The sequence below is a fragment of the Novosphingobium sp. genome (genome assembly GCF_030696665.1).
GTDB lineage: Bacteria > Pseudomonadota > Alphaproteobacteria > Sphingomonadales > Sphingomonadaceae > Novosphingobium.
In genome coordinates this window covers 22849-41075 of the sequence record NZ_JAUYRV010000032.1, presented here as the reverse complement: position 1 = coordinate 41075, position 18227 = coordinate 22849, and the positions used below count along the sequence as shown (strand labels likewise).

Annotated in this window: 19 protein-coding genes and 1 tRNA gene; 13 read left to right on the top strand and 7 right to left on the bottom strand. The window is 63.3% G+C overall.

All coding sequences use genetic code 11. The features are described from left to right. Positions 1–7: 7 nt before the first annotated feature. On the bottom strand, positions 8–1249 hold the full coding sequence (locus tag Q8R81_RS08500) for an aspartate kinase (protein WP_305617034.1): 1242 nt from the start codon (positions 1247–1249) through the stop codon (positions 8–10). 99 nt (positions 1250–1348) lie between these two features. On the opposite strand from Q8R81_RS08500, the gene ubiG reads away from it, so the two are divergent. Together ubiG and Q8R81_RS08490 are read left to right on the top strand one after the other, a co-directional pair. After that, positions 1349–2083 (top strand): bifunctional 2-polyprenyl-6-hydroxyphenol methylase/3-demethylubiquinol 3-O-methyltransferase UbiG, encoded by a 735-nt coding sequence (gene ubiG, locus Q8R81_RS08495; protein ID WP_305616996.1) that lies wholly within the window; start codon positions 1349–1351, stop codon positions 2081–2083. Between the two features lie 11 nt (positions 2084–2094). Then, the gene (locus Q8R81_RS08490; RefSeq protein WP_292624279.1) at positions 2095–2277 is read left to right on the top strand and encodes a hypothetical protein; all 183 of its coding nucleotides are present in this window, start codon (positions 2095–2097) and stop codon (positions 2275–2277) included. Positions 2278–2280: 3 nt separating this feature from the next. Here the strand turns inward: Q8R81_RS08490 and Q8R81_RS08485 are convergent, their stop codons facing one another. The 3 genes from Q8R81_RS08485 to Q8R81_RS08475 form a co-directional block, all read right to left on the bottom strand. Beyond that, the gene (locus tag Q8R81_RS08485; protein WP_305616995.1) at positions 2281–2598 is read right to left on the bottom strand and encodes a DUF1294 domain-containing protein; all 318 of its coding nucleotides are present in this window, start codon (positions 2596–2598) and stop codon (positions 2281–2283) included. 57 nt (positions 2599–2655) lie between these two features. Continuing rightward, a complete protein-coding gene (locus tag Q8R81_RS08480) occupies positions 2656–3063 on the bottom strand; it encodes a thioesterase family protein (protein WP_305616994.1) in 408 nt (135 codons plus the stop codon). A 71-nt stretch (positions 3064–3134) separates the two neighbouring features. Continuing rightward, positions 3135–3848: an NAD-dependent deacylase gene (locus tag Q8R81_RS08475; protein WP_305616993.1), complete on the bottom strand. Its 714-nt coding sequence runs from the start codon at positions 3846–3848 to the stop codon at positions 3135–3137. Positions 3849–3883: 35 nt separating this feature from the next. Here Q8R81_RS08475 and dapB point away from each other — a divergent pair, with 35 nt between their 5' ends. The 3 genes from dapB to Q8R81_RS08460 are packed head-to-tail and all read left to right on the top strand — an operon-like array spanning position 3884 to position 5716. Then, on the top strand, positions 3884–4612 hold the full coding sequence (gene dapB / locus Q8R81_RS08470) for a 4-hydroxy-tetrahydrodipicolinate reductase (RefSeq protein WP_305616992.1): 729 nt from the start codon (positions 3884–3886) through the stop codon (positions 4610–4612). Position 4613: 1 nt separating this feature from the next. After that, complete coding sequence (gene nth, locus Q8R81_RS08465; protein ID WP_305616991.1) at positions 4614–5315, top strand: endonuclease III; 702 nt, start codon at positions 4614–4616, stop codon at positions 5313–5315. Beyond that, positions 5312–5716, top strand: a complete 405-nt coding sequence (locus Q8R81_RS08460) for a hypothetical protein (RefSeq protein ID WP_305616990.1) — start codon at positions 5312–5314, stop codon at positions 5714–5716. Before nth ends, Q8R81_RS08460 begins: the two co-directional genes overlap by 4 nt. Positions 5717–5782: 66 nt before the next feature. On the opposite strand, the gene Q8R81_RS08455 is transcribed toward Q8R81_RS08460, so the two are convergent. Continuing rightward, positions 5783–7300, bottom strand: a complete 1518-nt coding sequence (locus Q8R81_RS08455) for a DEAD/DEAH box helicase (protein WP_305616989.1) — start codon at positions 7298–7300, stop codon at positions 5783–5785. 328 nt (positions 7301–7628) lie between these two features. Here Q8R81_RS08455 and Q8R81_RS08450 point away from each other — a divergent pair, with 328 nt between their 5' ends. Together Q8R81_RS08450 and Q8R81_RS08445 are read left to right on the top strand one after the other, a co-directional pair. Next, entirely contained in the window at positions 7629–8939 is a 1311-nt protein-coding gene (locus Q8R81_RS08450) for a M20/M25/M40 family metallo-hydrolase (protein ID WP_305616988.1), read from the top strand. Continuing rightward, positions 8873–9124: a DUF1289 domain-containing protein gene (locus Q8R81_RS08445; protein ID WP_371135338.1), complete on the top strand. Its 252-nt coding sequence runs from the start codon at positions 8873–8875 to the stop codon at positions 9122–9124. Before Q8R81_RS08450 ends, Q8R81_RS08445 begins: the two co-directional genes overlap by 67 nt. Before the next feature lie 58 nt (positions 9125–9182). On the opposite strand, the gene Q8R81_RS08440 is transcribed toward Q8R81_RS08445, so the two are convergent. After that, complete coding sequence (locus Q8R81_RS08440) at positions 9183–10433, bottom strand: alginate export family protein (RefSeq protein ID WP_305616986.1); 1251 nt, start codon at positions 10431–10433, stop codon at positions 9183–9185. Between the two features lie 284 nt (positions 10434–10717). Here Q8R81_RS08440 and Q8R81_RS08435 point away from each other — a divergent pair, with 284 nt between their 5' ends. Next, entirely contained in the window at positions 10718–11296 is a 579-nt protein-coding gene (locus tag Q8R81_RS08435; RefSeq protein WP_305616985.1) for a TMEM165/GDT1 family protein, read from the top strand. A 39-nt stretch (positions 11297–11335) separates the two neighbouring features. Then, a complete protein-coding gene (locus Q8R81_RS08430; RefSeq protein ID WP_305616984.1) occupies positions 11336–11824 on the top strand; it encodes an MmcB family DNA repair protein in 489 nt (162 codons plus the stop codon). A gap of 3 nt (positions 11825–11827) precedes the next feature. Here Q8R81_RS08430 and Q8R81_RS08425 read toward each other — a convergent pair whose 3' ends face one another. Beyond that, positions 11828–12256: a hypothetical protein gene (locus Q8R81_RS08425; protein WP_305616983.1), complete on the bottom strand. Its 429-nt coding sequence runs from the start codon at positions 12254–12256 to the stop codon at positions 11828–11830. A 128-nt stretch (positions 12257–12384) separates the two neighbouring features. Here Q8R81_RS08425 and Q8R81_RS08420 point away from each other — a divergent pair. The 4 genes from Q8R81_RS08420 to Q8R81_RS08405 all read left to right on the top strand — a co-directional run bounded on the left by Q8R81_RS08420 (position 12385) and on the right by Q8R81_RS08405 (position 18207). After that, a tRNA-Arg gene (locus Q8R81_RS08420) sits at positions 12385–12461 on the top strand. 271 nt (positions 12462–12732) lie between these two features. Then, positions 12733–13506, top strand: a complete 774-nt coding sequence (locus Q8R81_RS08415) for an ImuA family protein (protein ID WP_305616982.1) — start codon at positions 12733–12735, stop codon at positions 13504–13506. Next, a complete protein-coding gene (locus tag Q8R81_RS08410) occupies positions 13388–14974 on the top strand; it encodes a DNA polymerase Y family protein (protein ID WP_305616981.1) in 1587 nt (528 codons plus the stop codon). Before Q8R81_RS08415 ends, Q8R81_RS08410 begins: the two co-directional genes overlap by 119 nt. After that, the gene (locus Q8R81_RS08405) at positions 14971–18207 is read left to right on the top strand and encodes an error-prone DNA polymerase (protein WP_305616980.1); all 3237 of its coding nucleotides are present in this window, start codon (positions 14971–14973) and stop codon (positions 18205–18207) included. Before Q8R81_RS08410 ends, Q8R81_RS08405 begins: the two co-directional genes overlap by 4 nt. The last annotated feature ends 20 nt before the right edge of the window (positions 18208–18227 follow it).

The window sequence follows — 18227 nt, the reverse complement described above, 5'->3', positions numbered from 1 at the left end:
AAGAGGCTTACTCGCCATCCATCTCATAAGCAGTATGCAGCACGCGGACGGCCAGCTCGGTTTCGTCCTCATCGATCAGCACCGAAACCTTGATCTCGCTGGTGGTGATCGCCTGAATGTTGATGCCGCGATCGGCCAGCGCACGGAACATCGTGGCGGCAACGCCAGCATGGCTGCGCATGCCGACGCCGACGACGGTGATCTTTGCAACCTTGCTGTTGGCCAGCATCCGGTAATAACCGATGGTGTCCTTGCGCTCTTCCAGCAGCGCTTGTGTGCGAGCGAGGTCTGAGATGGGCACGGTGAACGTCACGTCGGTTTCGCCACGATCCTTGGCGATATTCTGGATAATCATGTCGACGTTGATGTTGGCAGCAGCCAGTGGCCCGAAGATCGCGGCGACCGCGCCGGGACGATCAGCGATGCGCGTCAGGGTGATCTTGGCTTCGTTCTTGTCGGCAGCGATGCCGGTGATCAGCTGGCGTTCCATATCAAGTCCTTCAAGTTCCTCGTCGGAAACGATCATAGTACCGGGAATCGTATCGGCGGCAGGCGCATCGTCGTCGATGAACGAGGACAGCACCTGCACCCGCACACGTTCCTTCATGGCAAGGCTGACCGAGCGGGTTTGCAACACTTTCGAGCCGACCGAAGCCAGTTCGAGCATTTCCTCGTAAGTCACGTTCTTCAGCTTGCGCGCCTTGGCGACGATGCGCGGGTCGGTGGTATAGACGCCGTCGACATCGGTGTAGATGTCGCAGCGATCAGCCTTCACCGCCGCTGCCACGGCCACCGCCGAAGTATCGGACCCGCCACGGCCCAGCGTGGTTACGCGCCCGGTGGGGGCAACGCCCTGAAAACCGGGGATCACCGCAATCTCGCCCGAAGCCATGCTGGCCATCAGCGCATCGGCGTCGATATCCTCAATGCGCGCCTTGGCGTGGGCGTCATCGGTCTTGATCGGCACTTGCCAGCCAAGCCACGAGCGCGCCTTGCAGCCCAAGGCCTGCAGATGCATGGCCAAAAGGCCCGAGGTTACTTGCTCGCCACTCGCCACGACCACGTCGTACTCAGCAGGATCGTAAAGCGGATTGGCTTCGCGGCAGAAGTTGACGAGGCGGTCGGTTTCCCCGGCCATCGCCGATACGACCACCGCAACTTCGTGCCCCGCTGCCTGCTGGCGCTGCACAATGCGCGCCACGCGGCGGATGCGCTCGGTTCCGGCCATCGAGGTGCCGCCGAATTTCATCACGATGCGGGCCAAGGTATTGCTCCCAGCTTGGTCTACGAAAGAATCTTTCCCGCAAGGCCAGTGGACCATGCGGCGCGGGCGCTTTAGGGACGGGTTATGAGCAATGCAACCTCTGCGCATACCATTCGGCCAGATGAAGCCGCCCACTTCGGCAAGCTGGCGGCGGACTGGTGGAATCCCAAGGGTTCGTCAGCCATGCTGCACAAGCTGAACCCGGTGCGGCTTGGCTTCATCCGCGATGCGATTGACGCGCACTTCGGCAGCGATTCGCGCGGGGTAAAGCCATTGGCAGGGCGCAAGGCGCTTGACGTGGGTTGTGGAGCAGGGCTGCTGTGCGAGCCGCTGGCCCGGCTTGGCGCGGAGGTAACCGGGGTTGATGCGGCAGAGGAGAACATCGCCGCCGCGCGTGTTCATGCCCAAGGGTCAGGTCTTTCTATCGATTACCGCTGCGGTGACGTGGGCCAGCTGGGCCTTGCCGGATATGATCTGGTCACATCGATGGAAGTGATCGAGCATGTGGCCGACAAGCCGGCGTTCGTTGGAGCACTGGAAGCTGCACTGGCACCCGGCGGGCTGATGATCCTCTCCACCCCCAACCGCACCACGCGGTCACGCCTGCTGCTGGTGGAAGGGGCCGAAGGCCTTGGCATGGTGCCAAAGGGTACGCACCACTGGGACGATTTCATTACGCCGGTGGAGCTGCATGACCTGCTTGATTCAGCAGGGCTGAAGATGGGCAATCCGCTGGGCATTGCGTGGAGCGTATCGCGAGGCTTGCACCTGTCGGACGACCTTGCGCTCAACTACATTGTCACCGCGACGCGCGGCTAGGGAGAAGACCGATGGCCGCCGAACGCTTTGAACGCCACAAGCAGGCATGGACTGCCGATGAAATCCAGAAGCTGCATACGCTGGCAAAGAAAGGCATGGCCCTCAAAGCCATCGCGAAGGCGCTTACCCGCAGTGAGGAATCGGTGAAGCTGCGCGCCAAGAACGACAGCTTGAGCATTGCCAAGTTGCGCTGACCGTTACTTCCAGAACTGGTTGGCCAGATCCCAAGCGTTCCAGCCCACGATCCCCATGACCTGCAGGAACGCAATGGTGTGCAGATTGCGCACAAAAGGCTGCTTGCGGGTCTTGTGGCGAAACACGCGGCGGCCAAGATAGGCCCCTGGCGTCCCGCCAAGTAGGGCGAGCTGAAGCAAGGTTCCCTCGCTGATGCGCCAGCGCGCGTTGCGGGCTTTCCACTTGTCGATGCCGAATGACGCGAAGGCGATAGCGTTCATGATGACGAGCGCCATCATGATTTTTTCGGGCGTCAGGAGTGCGGCAAGCGAATCAATCATTTGCGCAGAACTATCCGCGCAAGGTCAACGATTGGTGTATTGCGTCTGCCGGACGGTTCAGTCTGCTGACGAAGGCAGGAACTTCTCTACCAGATCGCGCGCCAACCGCGCCGGGCGGAGCGTTTCGGCATCAAGGCAGCACCAGCTCGATTTGACTTCGGCCAGCACGTCTTCGCCGCGCTTGATGATCGTTTCGTAGAATGCGCGCGCGCCCTGCACTTTTTCGAGGATCACGTGGGCAATCACCGCGTCGTCCAGAAAGGTCGGGCGGCGGTAGGTGATCTCGTGTTTCAGCGCGACCCACAGGTGTGCCGCCACCGCATCGGCAGGAGCAATTGCGCGCCAGTGGTCGATAACCGCGTCCTGCACCCACTTCAGGTAGGACGCGTTGTTGACGTGCCCCATGAAATCAATGTCGGCGGGATCGACGGAAATCGGGACGAGGTGGGGGATCGCGTTGTTCACACCGATGTAGATAGCATGATTCGCGGCTGGCCGGTAGGGCGGCGATCAACCTTATTCAGCCCGGCAGCACTTCATGAAGAAAGCACTTCGTCGACCCATTCTGGCACGATCTGCGACGCCGGGCCAAGGCGGGTTTCGTGAAACCATGCGGACCCTTTTGACCGCTCGAGATTAAGTTCGAGCGTCTGCGCTCCCAGATCGCGCGCTGTGCGAACAAGACCTGCGGCCGGATAGACCGCGCCAGACGTACCGATCGAGACGAACAGGTCAGCAGCGGAAACCGCCGCGTAAATTTCCTCCATGCGATAGGGCACTTCGCCGAACCACACGACATCGGGGCGCAAGGCGGGCGATCCACACGCCGGGCACGGGGGACGATGGATCATCTGCCCGGTCCAGCGGTGGCGCGTATCGCAGGCGGTGCACCACGCGTTGAGGTGTTCACCATGCATGTGCAAAACGTTGAGCGCGCCGCCTCTCTCGTGCAGGTCATCCACGTTCTGCGTCACGATCAGCACATCCCCGCCTGCGCGCTTTGGCCATTCACGGTCCAGCCGGGCCAGCGCCACGTGGGCAGCGTTGGGCTGTTTTGTCTGGATCGCCTCACGCCGCATGTCGTAGAATCGCAGGACGAGGTCAGGATCGCGCTCGAAAGCTTCGGGCGTGGCGACGTCCTCCACCCGGTGTTGCTCCCACATTCCGCCTTCACTCCGGAAGGTATCAATGCCGGATTCTGCGGAAATTCCCGCCCCGGTGAGGATCACGATATTGCGCGGCTTGCTCATCCCGACCATGAAGCACGCCACGCAAGGGGTAAGCAATGACCAGAATCGGGATTATCGGCAGCGCTGGACGAATGGGCAATGCGCTGCAGGCAGCAGTAGCGGCTGCGGGGCACGACTTTGCCGGCGGCATCGATAAGGGCGGCGACGCACTCGCGCTGGCCAAGATAAGCGATGTGCTGGTCGATTTCTCCGCTCCCGCTGCGCTGGAGTTCAATCTGGACGCAGCGATCCATGCGGGCATCCCTGTCGTGATTGGCACCACCGGCCTTGAAGAGCGCCACCACTGGCTGATCGATGCGGCTGCCGTAAGCATTCCGGTGCTGCAGACTGGCAATACCTCGCTCGGCGTTACGCTGCTCGCCCATCTGGTGCGCGAAGCGGCGCAAAGGCTGGGCGACGATTGGGACATCGAGATTGTCGAGACGCACCACCGCATGAAAGTGGACGCGCCATCGGGCACCGCACTGCTGCTGGGCGAGGCGGCTGCCAAGGGACGCGGCGTCACACTCACCGATGAAGCCGTGCGCGGGCGTGACGGGATTACCGGCACACGGCAGGCCGGAACCATCGGCTTTGCATCATTGCGTGGTGGATCGGTGGCGGGTGACCATTCGGTGCATTTCCTGGCGGACAACGAACGGCTGACGTTCTCGCACCTCGCCGAAAACCGCGCGATCTTTGCCAAAGGCGCGGTGCGCGCGGCGGAATGGTTGCTGGGCCAGAAGCCGGGCCGCTATACCATGCCCGAAGTGCTGGGCCTGTAAGATGAAAAAGGCGGATGTTTTCGAATTCTTCCGCCGTCTCGCCGAGGCCAATCCCTCGCCCGAAACCGAGCTGGAATACGGCAATACCTACCAGTTGCTGGTGGCGGTGACGCTCTCTGCGCAGGCGACTGACGTTGGCGTGAACAAGGCAACACGCAAACTGTTCGCCACCGTAAAGACGCCGCAGGACATGCTGGATCTGGGCGAAGAGGGGCTAAAGCAGCACATCAAGACCATCGGCCTGTTCAATTCCAAGGCCAAGAACGTGATGGCAATGGCCGAAATCCTTGTCCGCCAGCACGGCGGAGAGGTTCCCGCAGACCGCGATCTGCTGACCGAACTGCCCGGTGTTGGCCGCAAGACCGCCAACGTGGTGATGAATTGTGCTTTCGGGGCAGAAACGTTCGCTGTCGACACGCACATCTTCCGCGTGGGCAATCGCACCGGCCTTGCGAAGGGAAAGACGCCGCTCGCCGTTGAGAAGGGGCTGGAAAAACACGTCCCCCAACCCTTCCGCGTGGGTGCCCACCACTGGCTGATCCTGCATGGACGTTACATCTGCAAAGCCCGCACGCCGGAATGTTGGCACTGCGGACTGGTTGACCTTTGCGCGTTCAAGGGCAAGGTTCTGGAGAAGGGGGCGAAACCCGCAACGGCAGTGCAAAAGCCTGCCGCGCGGAAACGCAAGGAGAGCATGGCATGAAGCGCACGACTCCGATCCTTATTGCAAGCTTGTCACTGGCTTTGGCGGGCTGTGCCGCTGGAGAAAACAAAGGCAACGACGGCCATCGCAGCGATATTCCCAAGGCAACGATCACCGGCAAGGCTGTTACCTGCCTGCCAATCCAGTCGATCCGTGAAAGCATCGTGCGCGACGACTGGACCATCGATTTCCGCACAGGCGCAAATACCTGGTATCGCAACAGCCTGCCCCGCCGCTGCAACGGGCTGGGGGCCGAGCGGGCGTTCGCCTACGCCACGTCGCTTTCACGGCTTTGCAACGTGGATATCATCACGGTGATTGCGAACAATGCCGGACCGGGTCCGATGAACCGCGGATCATGCGGATTGGGTGAGTTCACACCGGTAGACCTGGCCAAGTAGCCCAAACGGCAAAGCGCCACCCCGGCATAGGCCGGGATGGCGCTTTTGAACTACCGTGTTGGGCAATCAGCTTGCGCGGCGCACCTTGTTGCGGTGCGCGCCAACACCCGGAGCGCCGCCGCCGCGCGGGCGGAACGTGCGCGGCTGGTTGCCGTCACGCTCACCGCCGTTGACGGTTGCGTCGAGCACGGGATTGCGCACCGGTCCGCGATCATTCACGCCACCATCACGACGTTCTTGACGCGGCGAGGTGTCGCGAGGGCGACCGTCACGGCCTTGGGCCTTGCCGCCAAAGTTCTGGTTTCCGCGGTTCTCACCTCTGGGCTGGCCGCTTCCACCACGGCCACCGTTGCCGCGCTGGGCGCGGGCATCATGACGGGCATCACGCTCTTCTTCGGCCGGCTTGCGGCTGGGGGCGGGCAGCTTCGCGGCTTCGGCCAGGAAGTTTTCCGGCAGGGCCATCGTGTCGATCTTGAGGCGCGTCAGCTTCTCGATGTCCTTGAGATAAGGCTTCTCGTCAGGCGCACAGAAGCTCATCGCAATGCCATCTGCACCAGCACGCGCGGTGCGGCCGATGCGGTGGACGTACTGTTCAGGCACGTTGGGCAGTTCGAAGTTGAAGACGTGCGATACGCCCGAAACGTCGATGCCGCGCGCGGCGATGTCTGTGGCCACCAGCACCGGGCACGAACCCTGACGGAAGGCTTCCAGTGCAGCGGTGCGCTGGGCCTGGCTCTTGTTGCCGTGGATGGCGCGGGCATCGATCCCGGCGGTGGACAGGTGACGCACCACGCGGTCAGCGCCGTGCTTGGTGCGGGTAAACACCAGCGCGCGGTCCATTTCCTTCGACGCCAGCAGCGTGCGGATGCGCAGCGTCAGCAGCGCCTGCTTTTCAGCCTGATTGATGAAGGTGACGTACTGTTCAACGCGCTCGGCCGTGGTCGAGTTCGGCGCGACTTCGACGCGGACCGGGTTCACGATGAACTGCTTGCCCAGATCCTCGATCGCCTTAGGCATCGTGGCCGAGAAGAACAGGCTCTGCCGCGTCTTGGGCAGCAGGTTGGCCACGCGCTTCAGCGCATGGATAAAGCCGAGGTCCATCATCTGGTCGGCTTCGTCGAGCACGAAGATTTCCGTGCGGCTGAGCGTCAGCGCGCGCTGGTCGATCAGATCAAGCAGGCGGCCGGGCGTGGCGACGAGAATGTCGACGCCGGACACAAGACGGCGTGCCTGCTTGCCGACGGGGACGCCGCCGAACACGCATGCAACCGAGATGTTGAGGTACTTGGCATAGCCCTCGATGTTGTCGGCGATCTGCGCAGCCAGTTCGCGCGTCGGCGAAAGGATCAGCATGCGGCACGAGGCTGGCTTGCGATCGATCGGGTTGGCGGCAAGGCGATGCAAAGAAGGCAGCGCGAACGCAGCAGTCTTGCCGGTGCCGGTCTGCGCGATGCCGAGCAGGTCACGGCCTTCGAGCAGCGCAGGAATCGCCTGACGCTGGATCGGCGTAGGATCGTTGTAGCCCTTGGCTTCGAGGGCGCGGAGGATTGGTTCGGCAAGGCCGAGTTCAGCAAAAAATGACATAGGTATGCTTTCGAGAATGCCATCGGCCAAAAGCCGACGTGCAAAGGGAGTTCGCGTTGCGCAAGCGCCGGACAGGCGCATGCGGGGTCGATCATGCGACCCGTGCGTGAAAGGGGAAGCGGGCGGGGCAATAACCGTTCGTCCGGGGCGGAACCTTCGCTTCACAGCGGGCTCTCACGCCAGCACCCGGATTGCAGCGGAATCATCCGCCGCCGGTCTTGCTGCGGTGCACATAGGAGCGGGCATTCGATAAAGCAAGGAAATTCGCGGAAAAGGAGGTTGCACGAGGCCTTGTGCGCGGCCACCTTGCGGGTCGAAGGAGCAAGGCATGCGTCTGGTCGCCAGCACTATCATAGGTTTCGTACTGGCAGGGGCTTCTGCACTGGCCGCGCCTGCCGGTCCTGAGGCAAAGATGGTGGCCACTATCGATGCCGAACAGGCGCGCACACTCAAATTCCTTGAGGCGATGGTCAACCAGAACTCAGGCAGCCGCAACCTTGATGGTGTGCGCAAGGTGCGTGACATCGTGATTCCGGAATTCACGGCACTGGGCTTTATGCCTCGTTGGATACCAATGGAGCAGATCGGTCGGGCGGGGCATCTCGTTCTCACGCACAAAGGGCGCAAGGGCGCAAAGAAGCTGCTGCTGATTGGCCACCTTGATACGGTGTTCGAGCCGGACTCGCCGTTCCAGATGTATGTGTTGAAGGGCGATAAGGCCACTGGCCCCGGTGTAGGTGACGACAAGGGCGGCATCGCGGCGATCCTGGCGGCTGTGCGGGCGATGCAGGCGGCGGGCACGCTGAAGAACGCCAATATCGAAGTCTTCCTGACCGGCGACGAGGAAGAGGCCGGCTCTCCCACCGAAGTCGCCCGCGCCGATCTTATCGCCGCAGCCAAGGCTGCAGACGTCGCCCTCGATTTCGAAGGCCTCAGCCGCGAAGACGGCAAAGACATGGGTTCCATTGCCCGCCGCTCATCACAGAGCTGGACCATGACCATTGAGGCCCGGTCTGGCCATTCAAGCGGGGTTTGGAGCGAGAAGGCAGGCGATGGCGCGATCTATGCGGCAGCGAAGATAATCACGGCCCTGCGCGAGGAACTGCCCGAACCCTACCTCACGCTCAATGTTGGCCTGATCGCAGGCGGGGCAGAGGCTGATGTAGCGGAAGACAACGCCCACGTATCAGCACAGGGCAAGACCAACATCATCGCCGGAAAGGTCGTCGCGCGGGGCGATCTGCGCACGCTCAGCCTTGCACAGAACCGCAATGCCATGCGCAAGATGGAAGCCATCGTCGCGCGCAAGTTTCCCGGCGTCACATCCGCCAGGATCGAATTCAGCGAAGGCTACCCGCCGATGGCTCCTACCGAGGCCAACAAGGCGCTGCTGGCAAAGCTCAATGGCGTCAATGCCACGCTGGGCTTGCCCGAAATGCAACCGCTCGATCCGATGAAGCGCGGTGCAGGCGATATCAGCTTTGTGGCAGAACATATCGACGGTCTGGTTGGCCTCGGCCCGCATTCCACCGGTGACCACGCGCCGGGTGAAACTGTGGATGTGCCCAGCCTGTGGACGCAGGCCAAGCGCGCTGCGCTGCTCATGACCCGACTGACGGCCGAGAAATCTGCGAAGTGAGGGAAAGCGAGCCGACCAGCCCTTGTACTGGCATCTGCACTATCAATCCTGTCCGCGATCTGTGCCGGGGCTGCCTGCGCACGCTTGATGAAATTGCCGCATGGTCCTCGGCCAGCGCGGCGCGCAAGCGCGCCATCTTGGCCGAAGTTGCCCGGCGTCAAAGTGAAAGTGTCAGGTCTATATAGCCATAATGGGTATTGCCGCTGTTCGGTGCATTGGGCGCATCGCGCAGCAACCCGCGCTTCAGCAGAAGTGCCGCCCCTCCTTCGATCTGTAGCAATCCCGGCATGATCCAGTGGCGCACGCGCCCTTCGATCTGGTGTCCGCCGAGGGCGCCAGACGCCCCACTGGCATCACCCACACACCGGTTGCGGCAAACTGGTCGCGCTTGTTCTCGGCCCATGCGGTGCGCCAGGCGACGAACGCGTCTGTCCGTTTCGAAGGGGTGACTTCCAGCCGCAGCGAGGGCGAAACCATGTTGCTGCGCCGGAACGGTCCGTAAAGCCCGTTCGGCCCAAATTCGAAGCGCCGCGCGGAATAGAGCGTGTCGAAGCGGGTAAACTTGCCCGGCTTGCCGCCATCGCCGCTGGCCGCATCGATCATCGCGGCCACACGCGGGGTCCAGCCGCCAGCCAGGGTATGGCCAAGCTCGGCGTGAGCAAACCACGCAAAGACACTGAGATCGGTGCGATCTGCAACGGCGGACGTGCGCCGTGCCTTGCCGAACTGCACCGCGCCTTCGAATTCGTGATCCCACAGCCCTGCCTTGGCCTTCACGAAATGGCGCGCGCCCAACGTACCGATGCGCCGGTTGGCAGTGGCAAGGTTCGCGCCGTCCCGCTCTATGAGGCCAAAGGCATAGGGTTGCAGCGTTCCGCCCAGCACATCAGGCAAAGTGCCGTGCGCACCAAAGAACATCACGTCGAAATTCTCGCGGTCCCACTTCACACGGTCGCTGCGGATGCCGTCCACATCGTCGGGCAGGCGCTGGTGCGGCAGGGCGAACATCAGGTCCAGCTTGCGCCCCGCTCCGCCATCCAGCGCCAGATGCGCGCCGGTGAACGCATTGGTGGTGTTGCGAAAGCGCTGCCGTGCCACCATGCGCCGGTTGCCAAGGTCAAGCGTGTAGCGCCCCAGCGTCAGTGTGCTTTTGCCTCCGAGCGCCACCTGCGCATTGACTTGGACGAATTCGAAGGCGTTCACCTCGCTGGTATTGGCCGATGATCGCGCATCCTGCCCCCAAGCGCGCGCGTCCCAAACTTCGGCCGAGAAACGCACCGGTCCCGCATCGTAGCTTGCCGCAATTTCGGTGCGCAGCGATACCATCGTATCGGTTTGCGGCACAGGTGCCGGGCGGAACTGCCCGTCAATTGATTCCAGCCGCAGTCTTGAAGAGGCCGATACCGTGAAGGGGTCGCCAGCTTCGCCTGCTGCGCGCGCAGTCGGCACGCCAGCAGCCAGTGCGATGCCGACAAGGGCAGCTGTCTTCCTCAAGTGATCCCTCCTGCGCTCCCCCGTGGGGCAACGGTCCGTTTCCCCTAACCCGCACTTGCAGGCTTGGCCATAGGAGGCTAACGCGCTGCCACGTCACTTGGGGAGTAGCCACCGCTTTTGCAGCGGCCCTCAGCGTCAACATGCTCGGTCGAGAGGCCGTGGCGCAGGCGGCGGGACTATTGCAGTCCTCCGGGCGAGACCAATGACAGCGCGCTTTCCATCCGGGCCGGGTGGAGGGGCACGCTGTCGTTGGCCAGATCGCTCCGCCCGGCCCCGGAAATGCCATGATCTTCGAAGCTTTTACCACTTCTGCCGCCATCGTCGCGCTGGCCGAGATCGGCGACAAGACACAACTTCTCGCCATATTGCTGGCGGCGCGGTTCAAGCGCCCGATGCCGATTGTGCTTGGCATTCTTGCCGCCACGCTTGCCAACCATTTCCTCGCCGCGCTGCTGGGGGCCACAGCCGCAGCATTTCTCGATGGGCAATGGTTCCGCATTGCCATCGCCGTCGGCTTCGTGGGCATGGGCCTGTGGACACTGGTGCCCGACAAGCTGGACGAAGACGAGGCGCCCAAGCCTTCACGCTATGGGGCTTTCCTCACCACGCTCGTCGCTTTCTTTGTGGTCGAGATGGGCGACAAGACGCAGATCGCCACGATCGCCCTTGGCGCGCGCTTCAACGATGCGCTGATGGTTACGGCGGGCACCACGCTGGGCATGATGATTGCCAATGTGCCTGCGGTGGTGTTCGGGAATGAACTGATCAAGCGTGTGCCGCTCGATGTGGTGCGGATGATTGCGGCGGCGCTGCTGGTGGCAACTGGCGTGTGGTTGTTCGTGCAGACGATAGGTCTCTGGTAGGCCCTTTACCTGTTCGGCATTTGTTCTTACGCTGCGGGCATGATCGAATCGCTTCCCGTCAGTCAGGATACTATCGAGCGTGAGGCCCGGGCGGTCGCGCGCGGGATCTGCCGCCTGTTTGCGCGCAACGATATCTGGTGCCTGCCCGAAATGCCGCTGCGTTCGGGCCGCCGGGCAGACCTCATGGGTATTGATGCCAAAGGGCAGGTGGTGATCGTGGAGATCAAGGTTTCGCGCGCAGACTTGCTCGGCGATGCCAAGTGGACCGATTACCTCGACCATTGCGATCGGTATTATTGGGGACTCGCTCCGCATCTGGACCGGTCCGTGCTGGAAACCGAGGAATTTTTGCCACACGCCTGCGGAGTGATCGTGGCCGATGGCTATGACGCTGAAATTCTGCGGCCAGCGCCCACCATCCCGCTGGCTGCCGCGCGGCGCAAGGCAGAGGTGGAGCGACTTGCCCGCGCCTCGCTACGCCGCCAACTGGTCAGCCTCGATCCGCATTGTGCGGCTTGGGGCGGATAGGCGTTATGGTCTGCGCTTGATGCCCAGCGGTGGGATCAATGCCAGCAATGCAGTGCGCGCCGACACGAATTCATGCCACAGTGCGCATGCAGCCGGAGCAGGAGAGTGACCCCGTGCCGATACCGCCAGCAGCGCTGCCAGTCCCGGCTCCATGAACGCGGCCAGATCGTCAACGCCTTGTCTGGCCAGTTCATAGCGCCAGCCACCGGTATCGCGCATGATTGCAGGAAAGTTGCGCACTTCGGGCTTGCGCATTTCGGGCTGTAAGCCGGCCAGTTGGCAGACCACCGATGAAGCATCATGCAGCGCCGACCATTTCATCGACATGGCATTCCCCGAACCCTGGCCAAACTCGGTGCGCTGCACCCCGGCCTTGGCCGTGCCATGCGGCACATTGCGCGAATCGCTTCCGGATAAACTGGGTTCCTGCATGGATTGAGGCGATACCCTGCCGCTGGCTACCAAAGTCCTAAACAGCCAGATTGGTTGGGAGCTTCGACAAAGCGCACAAAATCACTGGCAAGCCCGCTCCGGCGCTGCTAGGTGGCCCCACGGCTCAGGCACCCGTAGCTCAGCTGGATAGAGTACTGCCCTCCGAAGGCAGGGGTCACAGGTTCGAATCCTGTCGGGTGCACCAGCTTTTCCAAAATCGTCGGAAAACCAGCATTTTGGCGATGCTCTCGCTGAGGCGCGGATTGAGGCTTCGGAGCTTGAGCATCGATTCCATTGCCCCTGCGAGGCTTTGGCCATGCGCGGCGATTGTTGTGCTCACGGTTGGCGCTCTCCTCGCCATGCTTGCCGTGGCGTTGACCGCCCCATGATGCTGTCTTCACCGGTCAGGATGACCACCGGGGAAAGGTCAAAACGACCACTTGATCTCCTTCAGGATTGGAACATAATAGGAACATATGAGAATCGTTCCTGCCCTTTTGCCCAAGAGCGCAAAGCCGTTGGAGGGGGGGCGATACCCGTTCGGCATTGCTTCGCTCGATGCCGCGCTAGGGGGCGGTTTGGCGCGGGGGCGTATCCATGAGGTCTATGCGGCCGAAGGCGATGATCTGGCCAGTGCTGCGGGGTTTGCCGTAGGCGTAGCTACGGGCATGACCGATTCCAAAGGGACGGTATTATGGTTGCGCGTGCAGCGGAGCGCCCGCCAAGGTGGAGTCTTGCAGGCTCATGGCTGGGCCGAACTTGGCGGCGCGGCAGGGCAGGGACTGGTGGCTGTCGTGCCTGATACCAAAGCCTTGCTGCGTGCTGGCGTCGACGCCTTGCGCTGCGCCGCGCTGGGCGCAGTGATTGTGGAAGGTCTGGGTGCGATGCGCGAACTGGACCTGACCGCCAGCCGCCGTCTTGCCTTGGCTGCGGAAAAATCAGGTGTGCCGCTGTTGTTGCTTCGACATGACGCAACGCCCGTGCCCAGCGCGGCGCAGACCCGCTGGCAGGTGGCCGCTGCCCCTTCGCACTCCTTGCCGGGCAACGCGCCGGGTGGGCCGACTTTCGATGTGACCTTGCTGCGCCAGCGTTCAGGTCCCTGTGGTCTGGACTGGCGGCTGGAGTGGGATCGTGACCGACGTATGTTCTGTGAAGCGGCGCTATCTGGCGCTGTGGTTTCCACTCCTGCCCACCGACCGGCTGCGGATACAGGAGGGGGCGGCTGCCAGAACGACAAGCGGGCCGCCTGATGCTGCGCTGGCGCTGACCGCCAAGGTCAGGGGGGCGTTGCGGCTGAGCGCTGCCGATGGGAATGCGCGGGCGCTCGGTATTGTCCCCGGCATGACGCTGGCTGATGCGCGTGCGCTGCATCCCGGACTGATCGTGGCAGACATGGACGATGCCGCCGACCGGCACTGGCTGCAGCGGCTGGCCGAACATTGCATCGGCTGGTCACCGCGCGTTGCCACCATGCCGCCCGATGGCATCGTCGTGGACATTGCGGGAAGCGAACATCTGTTCGGCGGTGAGGCAGGTCTGGCCGCGCAGGCCGAGGAGACCTTTGCCGCCATCGGGATGAGCGTGCGCATGGCAGTGGCCTCAACCGCGCAAGGCGCGCAGGCTCTGGCACGTCATGCGCGCCAGCCTGTCGTGGACGAACGGCAGGCGCTGCGTGGATTGCCGGTGGCGGCACTGAGGCTGGGCGAGGACGCCACGCTCGCGTTGGCTCGCGCGGGGTTGAAGACCATCGGCGATGTCGCCGTCCGCCCGGCGGCCAGCATCGCTGCACGCTTTGGCGCGGACGCGGTAACCGCGCTGCGCCGCCTGCTGGGTGAGGAACACGCGCCGATTGACCCACTTGTGCAACCCGAACCCCTGCATTTCGAGCGCCGCTTTGCCGAACCGGTTGCGCTTCAGGCGAGCATCGCCGCCTGCTTTCTTGACCTGCTGCGCGATGCTGCACGCGCACTGGAGGAGCGCGGTCTTGGCGGGCGGCGCTTTGTGCTGACGCTGTTCCGCAGCGATGGTGCGCGCCACCGCTTGGCGATTGAGACGGGCCTGCCCACGCGCGATCCCGCACCGGTGCTGCGCCTGTTCGATGAACGTATTGGCGCGCTGGCCGATCCGCTCGATCCCGGCTTCGGCTATGACCGCATCACGCTGTTCCTGCCCATCACCGAGCCGCTTGCTGCCAGCCAGCCGACGCTTGATGGAAGTGGGCAGGACACGGCTGCACTGGCCGATCTGATCGACCGGTTGAGCACGCGGTTGGGTCCGGACAGCCTGTGTCGCCTCATGCCGCAGGACAGCCACATTCCCGAACAGGCCCAGCTTGCCCTGCCTGCAATCCATGCGCGGTCCCCCGCCCACTGGCCCGCGCCGCCCGAGGGCGAACCGCCGCTGCGTCCGCTGTTCCTGTTCGATCCGCCCCAGCCGGTGGAGGTGATTGCCGAAGTGCCCGATGGGCCGCCCCACCGCTTTCGCTGGCGGCGCAAGTTGCACGAGGTGCGGCTTTATGAAGGGCCAGAGCGGATCGCATCGGAATGGTGGCGTCGCAAGGGTGGCGAAGCGCCCGGCAAGGGCGGGCTGACGCGCGACTATTATCGGATCGAGGATGTGCGCGGGCGGCGCTACTGGATCTTCCGCCACGGGCTTTATGAAGAGAAGCCCGATCCTCGTCAGGGACCGAAGTGGTATCTGCACGGTTTGTTCGCATGAGCGCGCCCCAGCCTTTTGCCGAACTGGTTTCTGCAACGAACTACAGCTTCCTGCGCGGTGCATCCCATCCGGCGCAGATGGTCGCGCGGGCACATCATCTGGGCATGGCGGGGCTGGGCGTGGCTGATCGCAATACCGTGGCCGGGGTGGTGCGCGCGCACGTGGCCTGGAGGGAGGTCGGAGGGCTGGCCGGCGGTTTCCGGTTGGCGGTGGGGGCAAGGCTGGTCTTTGCTGACGGAACGCCCGACGTGGTGGCCTACCCTGCCACGCTTCATGGCTGGAGCCGGCTGACGCGCCTGCTGACGCTGGGCAATCGGCGGGCGGAGAAAGGCGATTGCACGCTTTTCCTGGCCGACCTGCTGGACCAGCCAGACGACCTGTTGCTGATCGCCACGGGCCATGATCGGGCCGTGCTGGAACAACTGGCCGAGGCGCGCCCCGGCGCGGTGTGGCTGGCGGTGACAATGCAGCGCGGCGGTGCCGATGCGCGGCGATTGGCCGAGGCACAAGCGCTGGGTACGGCCTGCGGCGTACCGCTGCTTGCCACCTGCGATGCGCTTTACGCTCATCCCGATGAGCGCCCTCTGCACGATGTCCTGACCTGCATCCGCGAGGGCGTGGCCCTTGTCGAGGCCGGGCGGCGCCTTCTTGCCAATGCCGAAAGACACCTCAAGCGTCCTGCCGAAATGGCCCGCCTGTTTCGCCATCATCCAGAAGCTCTGGCGGCGAGCATCGACATCCTGTCACGCATCGCCTTCACGCTCGACGATTTGCACTACGAATATCCGCACGAACCGGTGCCCGATGGCTGGAAGCCACAGGAATGGCTGGAACATCTGGTGCGGCAAGGGGGAGCCGCGTGGTTTCCCGAAGGCTTGCCTCCAGCCTATCAGGCGGTGCTGGACGAGGAGTTCAGCCTGATCTGCCAGAAGAATTACGCGCCTTACTTCCTTACCGTGCACGATATCGTGCGCCATGCCCGCAGCCTCGATCCGCCGATCCTGTGCCAGGGCCGGGGCAGTGCGGCCAATTCGCTGGTCTGCTATTTTCTGGGCATCACCCCCATAGACCCGGTGCGTGAAAAGCTGCTGTTCTCGCGCTTCCTGTCCGAACAGCGGGACGAGCCGCCCGATATCGACGTGGATTTCGAGCATGAGCGCCGCGAGGAGATCATGCAGTATATCTATGCCCGCTTTGGCCGCGAGCGGGCAGGCATTGCGGCCACCGTGATCCATTACCGCCCGCGCAGTGCCATCCGCGAAGTGGGCAAGGTGCTGGGGCTGACTGAGGATGTGACCGCCCGGCTCGCCTCCACCATATGGGGCAACTGGGGCGATGATGTGCCCGAAAGTCGGGTCGAGGAAGCCGGACTGGACATTGCCAACCCCATGATCGCGCGGCTGAAGGCGCTGGTCGATCAATTGCTGACCTTCCCCCGCCACCTCTCGCAGCACGTCGGCGGTTTCGTGCTGACGGAGTCGCGGCTTGATGAACTGGTGCCGATCCACAATGCCGCCATGCCCGACCGGACCTTCATCGAATGGGACAAGGACGACATCGACGCGCTGGGGCTGATGAAGGTCGATATTCTGGCGCTGGGCATGCTCACCGCGATCCGCAAGAGCTTTGACCTGCTGCGCACGCACGGCGTGGACGACCTCACGCTGGCTTCCGTCCCGCGTGAGGACAGGGCTACTTATGCGATGCTCAAACGCGGTGACAGCATCGGCACCTTTCAGGTCGAAAGCCGCGCGCAGATTGCCATGCTGCCCCGCATGAAGCCCGATTGCCTTTACGATCTGGTCATTCAGGTGGCGATTGTCCGCCCCGGCCCGATTCAGGGCGGCATGGTCCACCCCTATCTGCGGCGGCGCAATGGCGAGGAAACGGCGATCTTTCCTAGTCCTGCGCCACCCCACGATCCGCATGAATTGCGCGAGGTGCTGGGCAAGACGCTGGGTGTTCCGCTGTTTCAGGAACAGGCGATGAAGCTGGCCATCGTGGCCGCCAGTTTTACCCCGGCACAGGCTGATGGCCTGCGGCGCGCAATGGCAACATTCCGCAACCACGGAACCGTACACAATTACGAAGACCTGTTGGTCGATGGCATGGTGGCGCGCGGCTATGAACGTGAATTCGCCGAACGCTGCTATCAACAGATCAGGGGGTTCGGCGAATACGGCTTTCCCGAAAGTCACGCACAGGCTTTTGCGTGGCTGGCCTATGTCTCGTCATGGCTCAAATGCCACCACCCGGCGGCGTTCACCTGCGCACTGCTCAACAGCCAGCCGATGGGGTTTTACGCCCCCGCACAGCTGGTCCGAGACGCACAGGAGCACGGCGTCGAAGTTCGCGCGGTGGACGTGAACGGCAGCGATTGGGATTGTGCGCTGGAAGGGGCGGCAGGCGGTCCGTTTGCGCTGCGGCTTGGCTTTTCGCGGATCGACGGCTTCCGAAAAAGCTGGGCCGATGGCGTGGTGGAAGTCCGCAAGGATGGCCTGTTCGCCTCCATCGAAGATCTTGCTCGCCGCGCGTCGCTGCCCTCTGCGGCTTTGCGCAAGCTGGCCGATGCAGACGCTTTTGGAGCGTTGGCATCCTCACGCCGGGATGCCCTGTGGGATGTCCGCCGCACGCCGCCCACCCAGTTGCCGCTATTCGCCTTTGCCGATGCCCCCGAACTTCGGCAGGAACCCGATGCGCGCCTTCCTGCGATGCCGCTTCCTGAAGAAGTGGTGGCCGATTACCAGACCACACGGCTGTCGCTGAAGGGCCATCCCATGCAGTTTCTGCGTGATGCCCTGACCCGCAAAGGCGTGCTTGCCTGCGCCGATGCCAATGCCGCGCCCGATGGCCGCAAGGTCCGCGTCGCAGGCGTGGTTCTCACCCGCCAGCGTCCGGGCAAGGGCAACGCGGTGTTCATCACGATCGAGGACGAGACCGGCGTGGTCAACGCGCTGCTCTGGTCACGCGATCTGGACAAGCAGCGCCGTGCCGTCATGGCCGCACGCCTGATGCTGATTGATGGCGAGATTCAGAAAAGCAAGGAAGGCGTGGTCCACCTGATGGCCGCAAGGATCGTGGACGGCACCGATCTTCTGGACCGGTTGACGGATCAGGAGCATCTCAGGCCCCCCATCTCGCGCGGAGACGAGATTCACCACCCCCAACGCCCACGCGGGCACGGCCATCCACGCGACGTCAGAATTCTCCCGAAATCACGGGATTTCCACTGATGTCCCGGCAGTCCAACGCA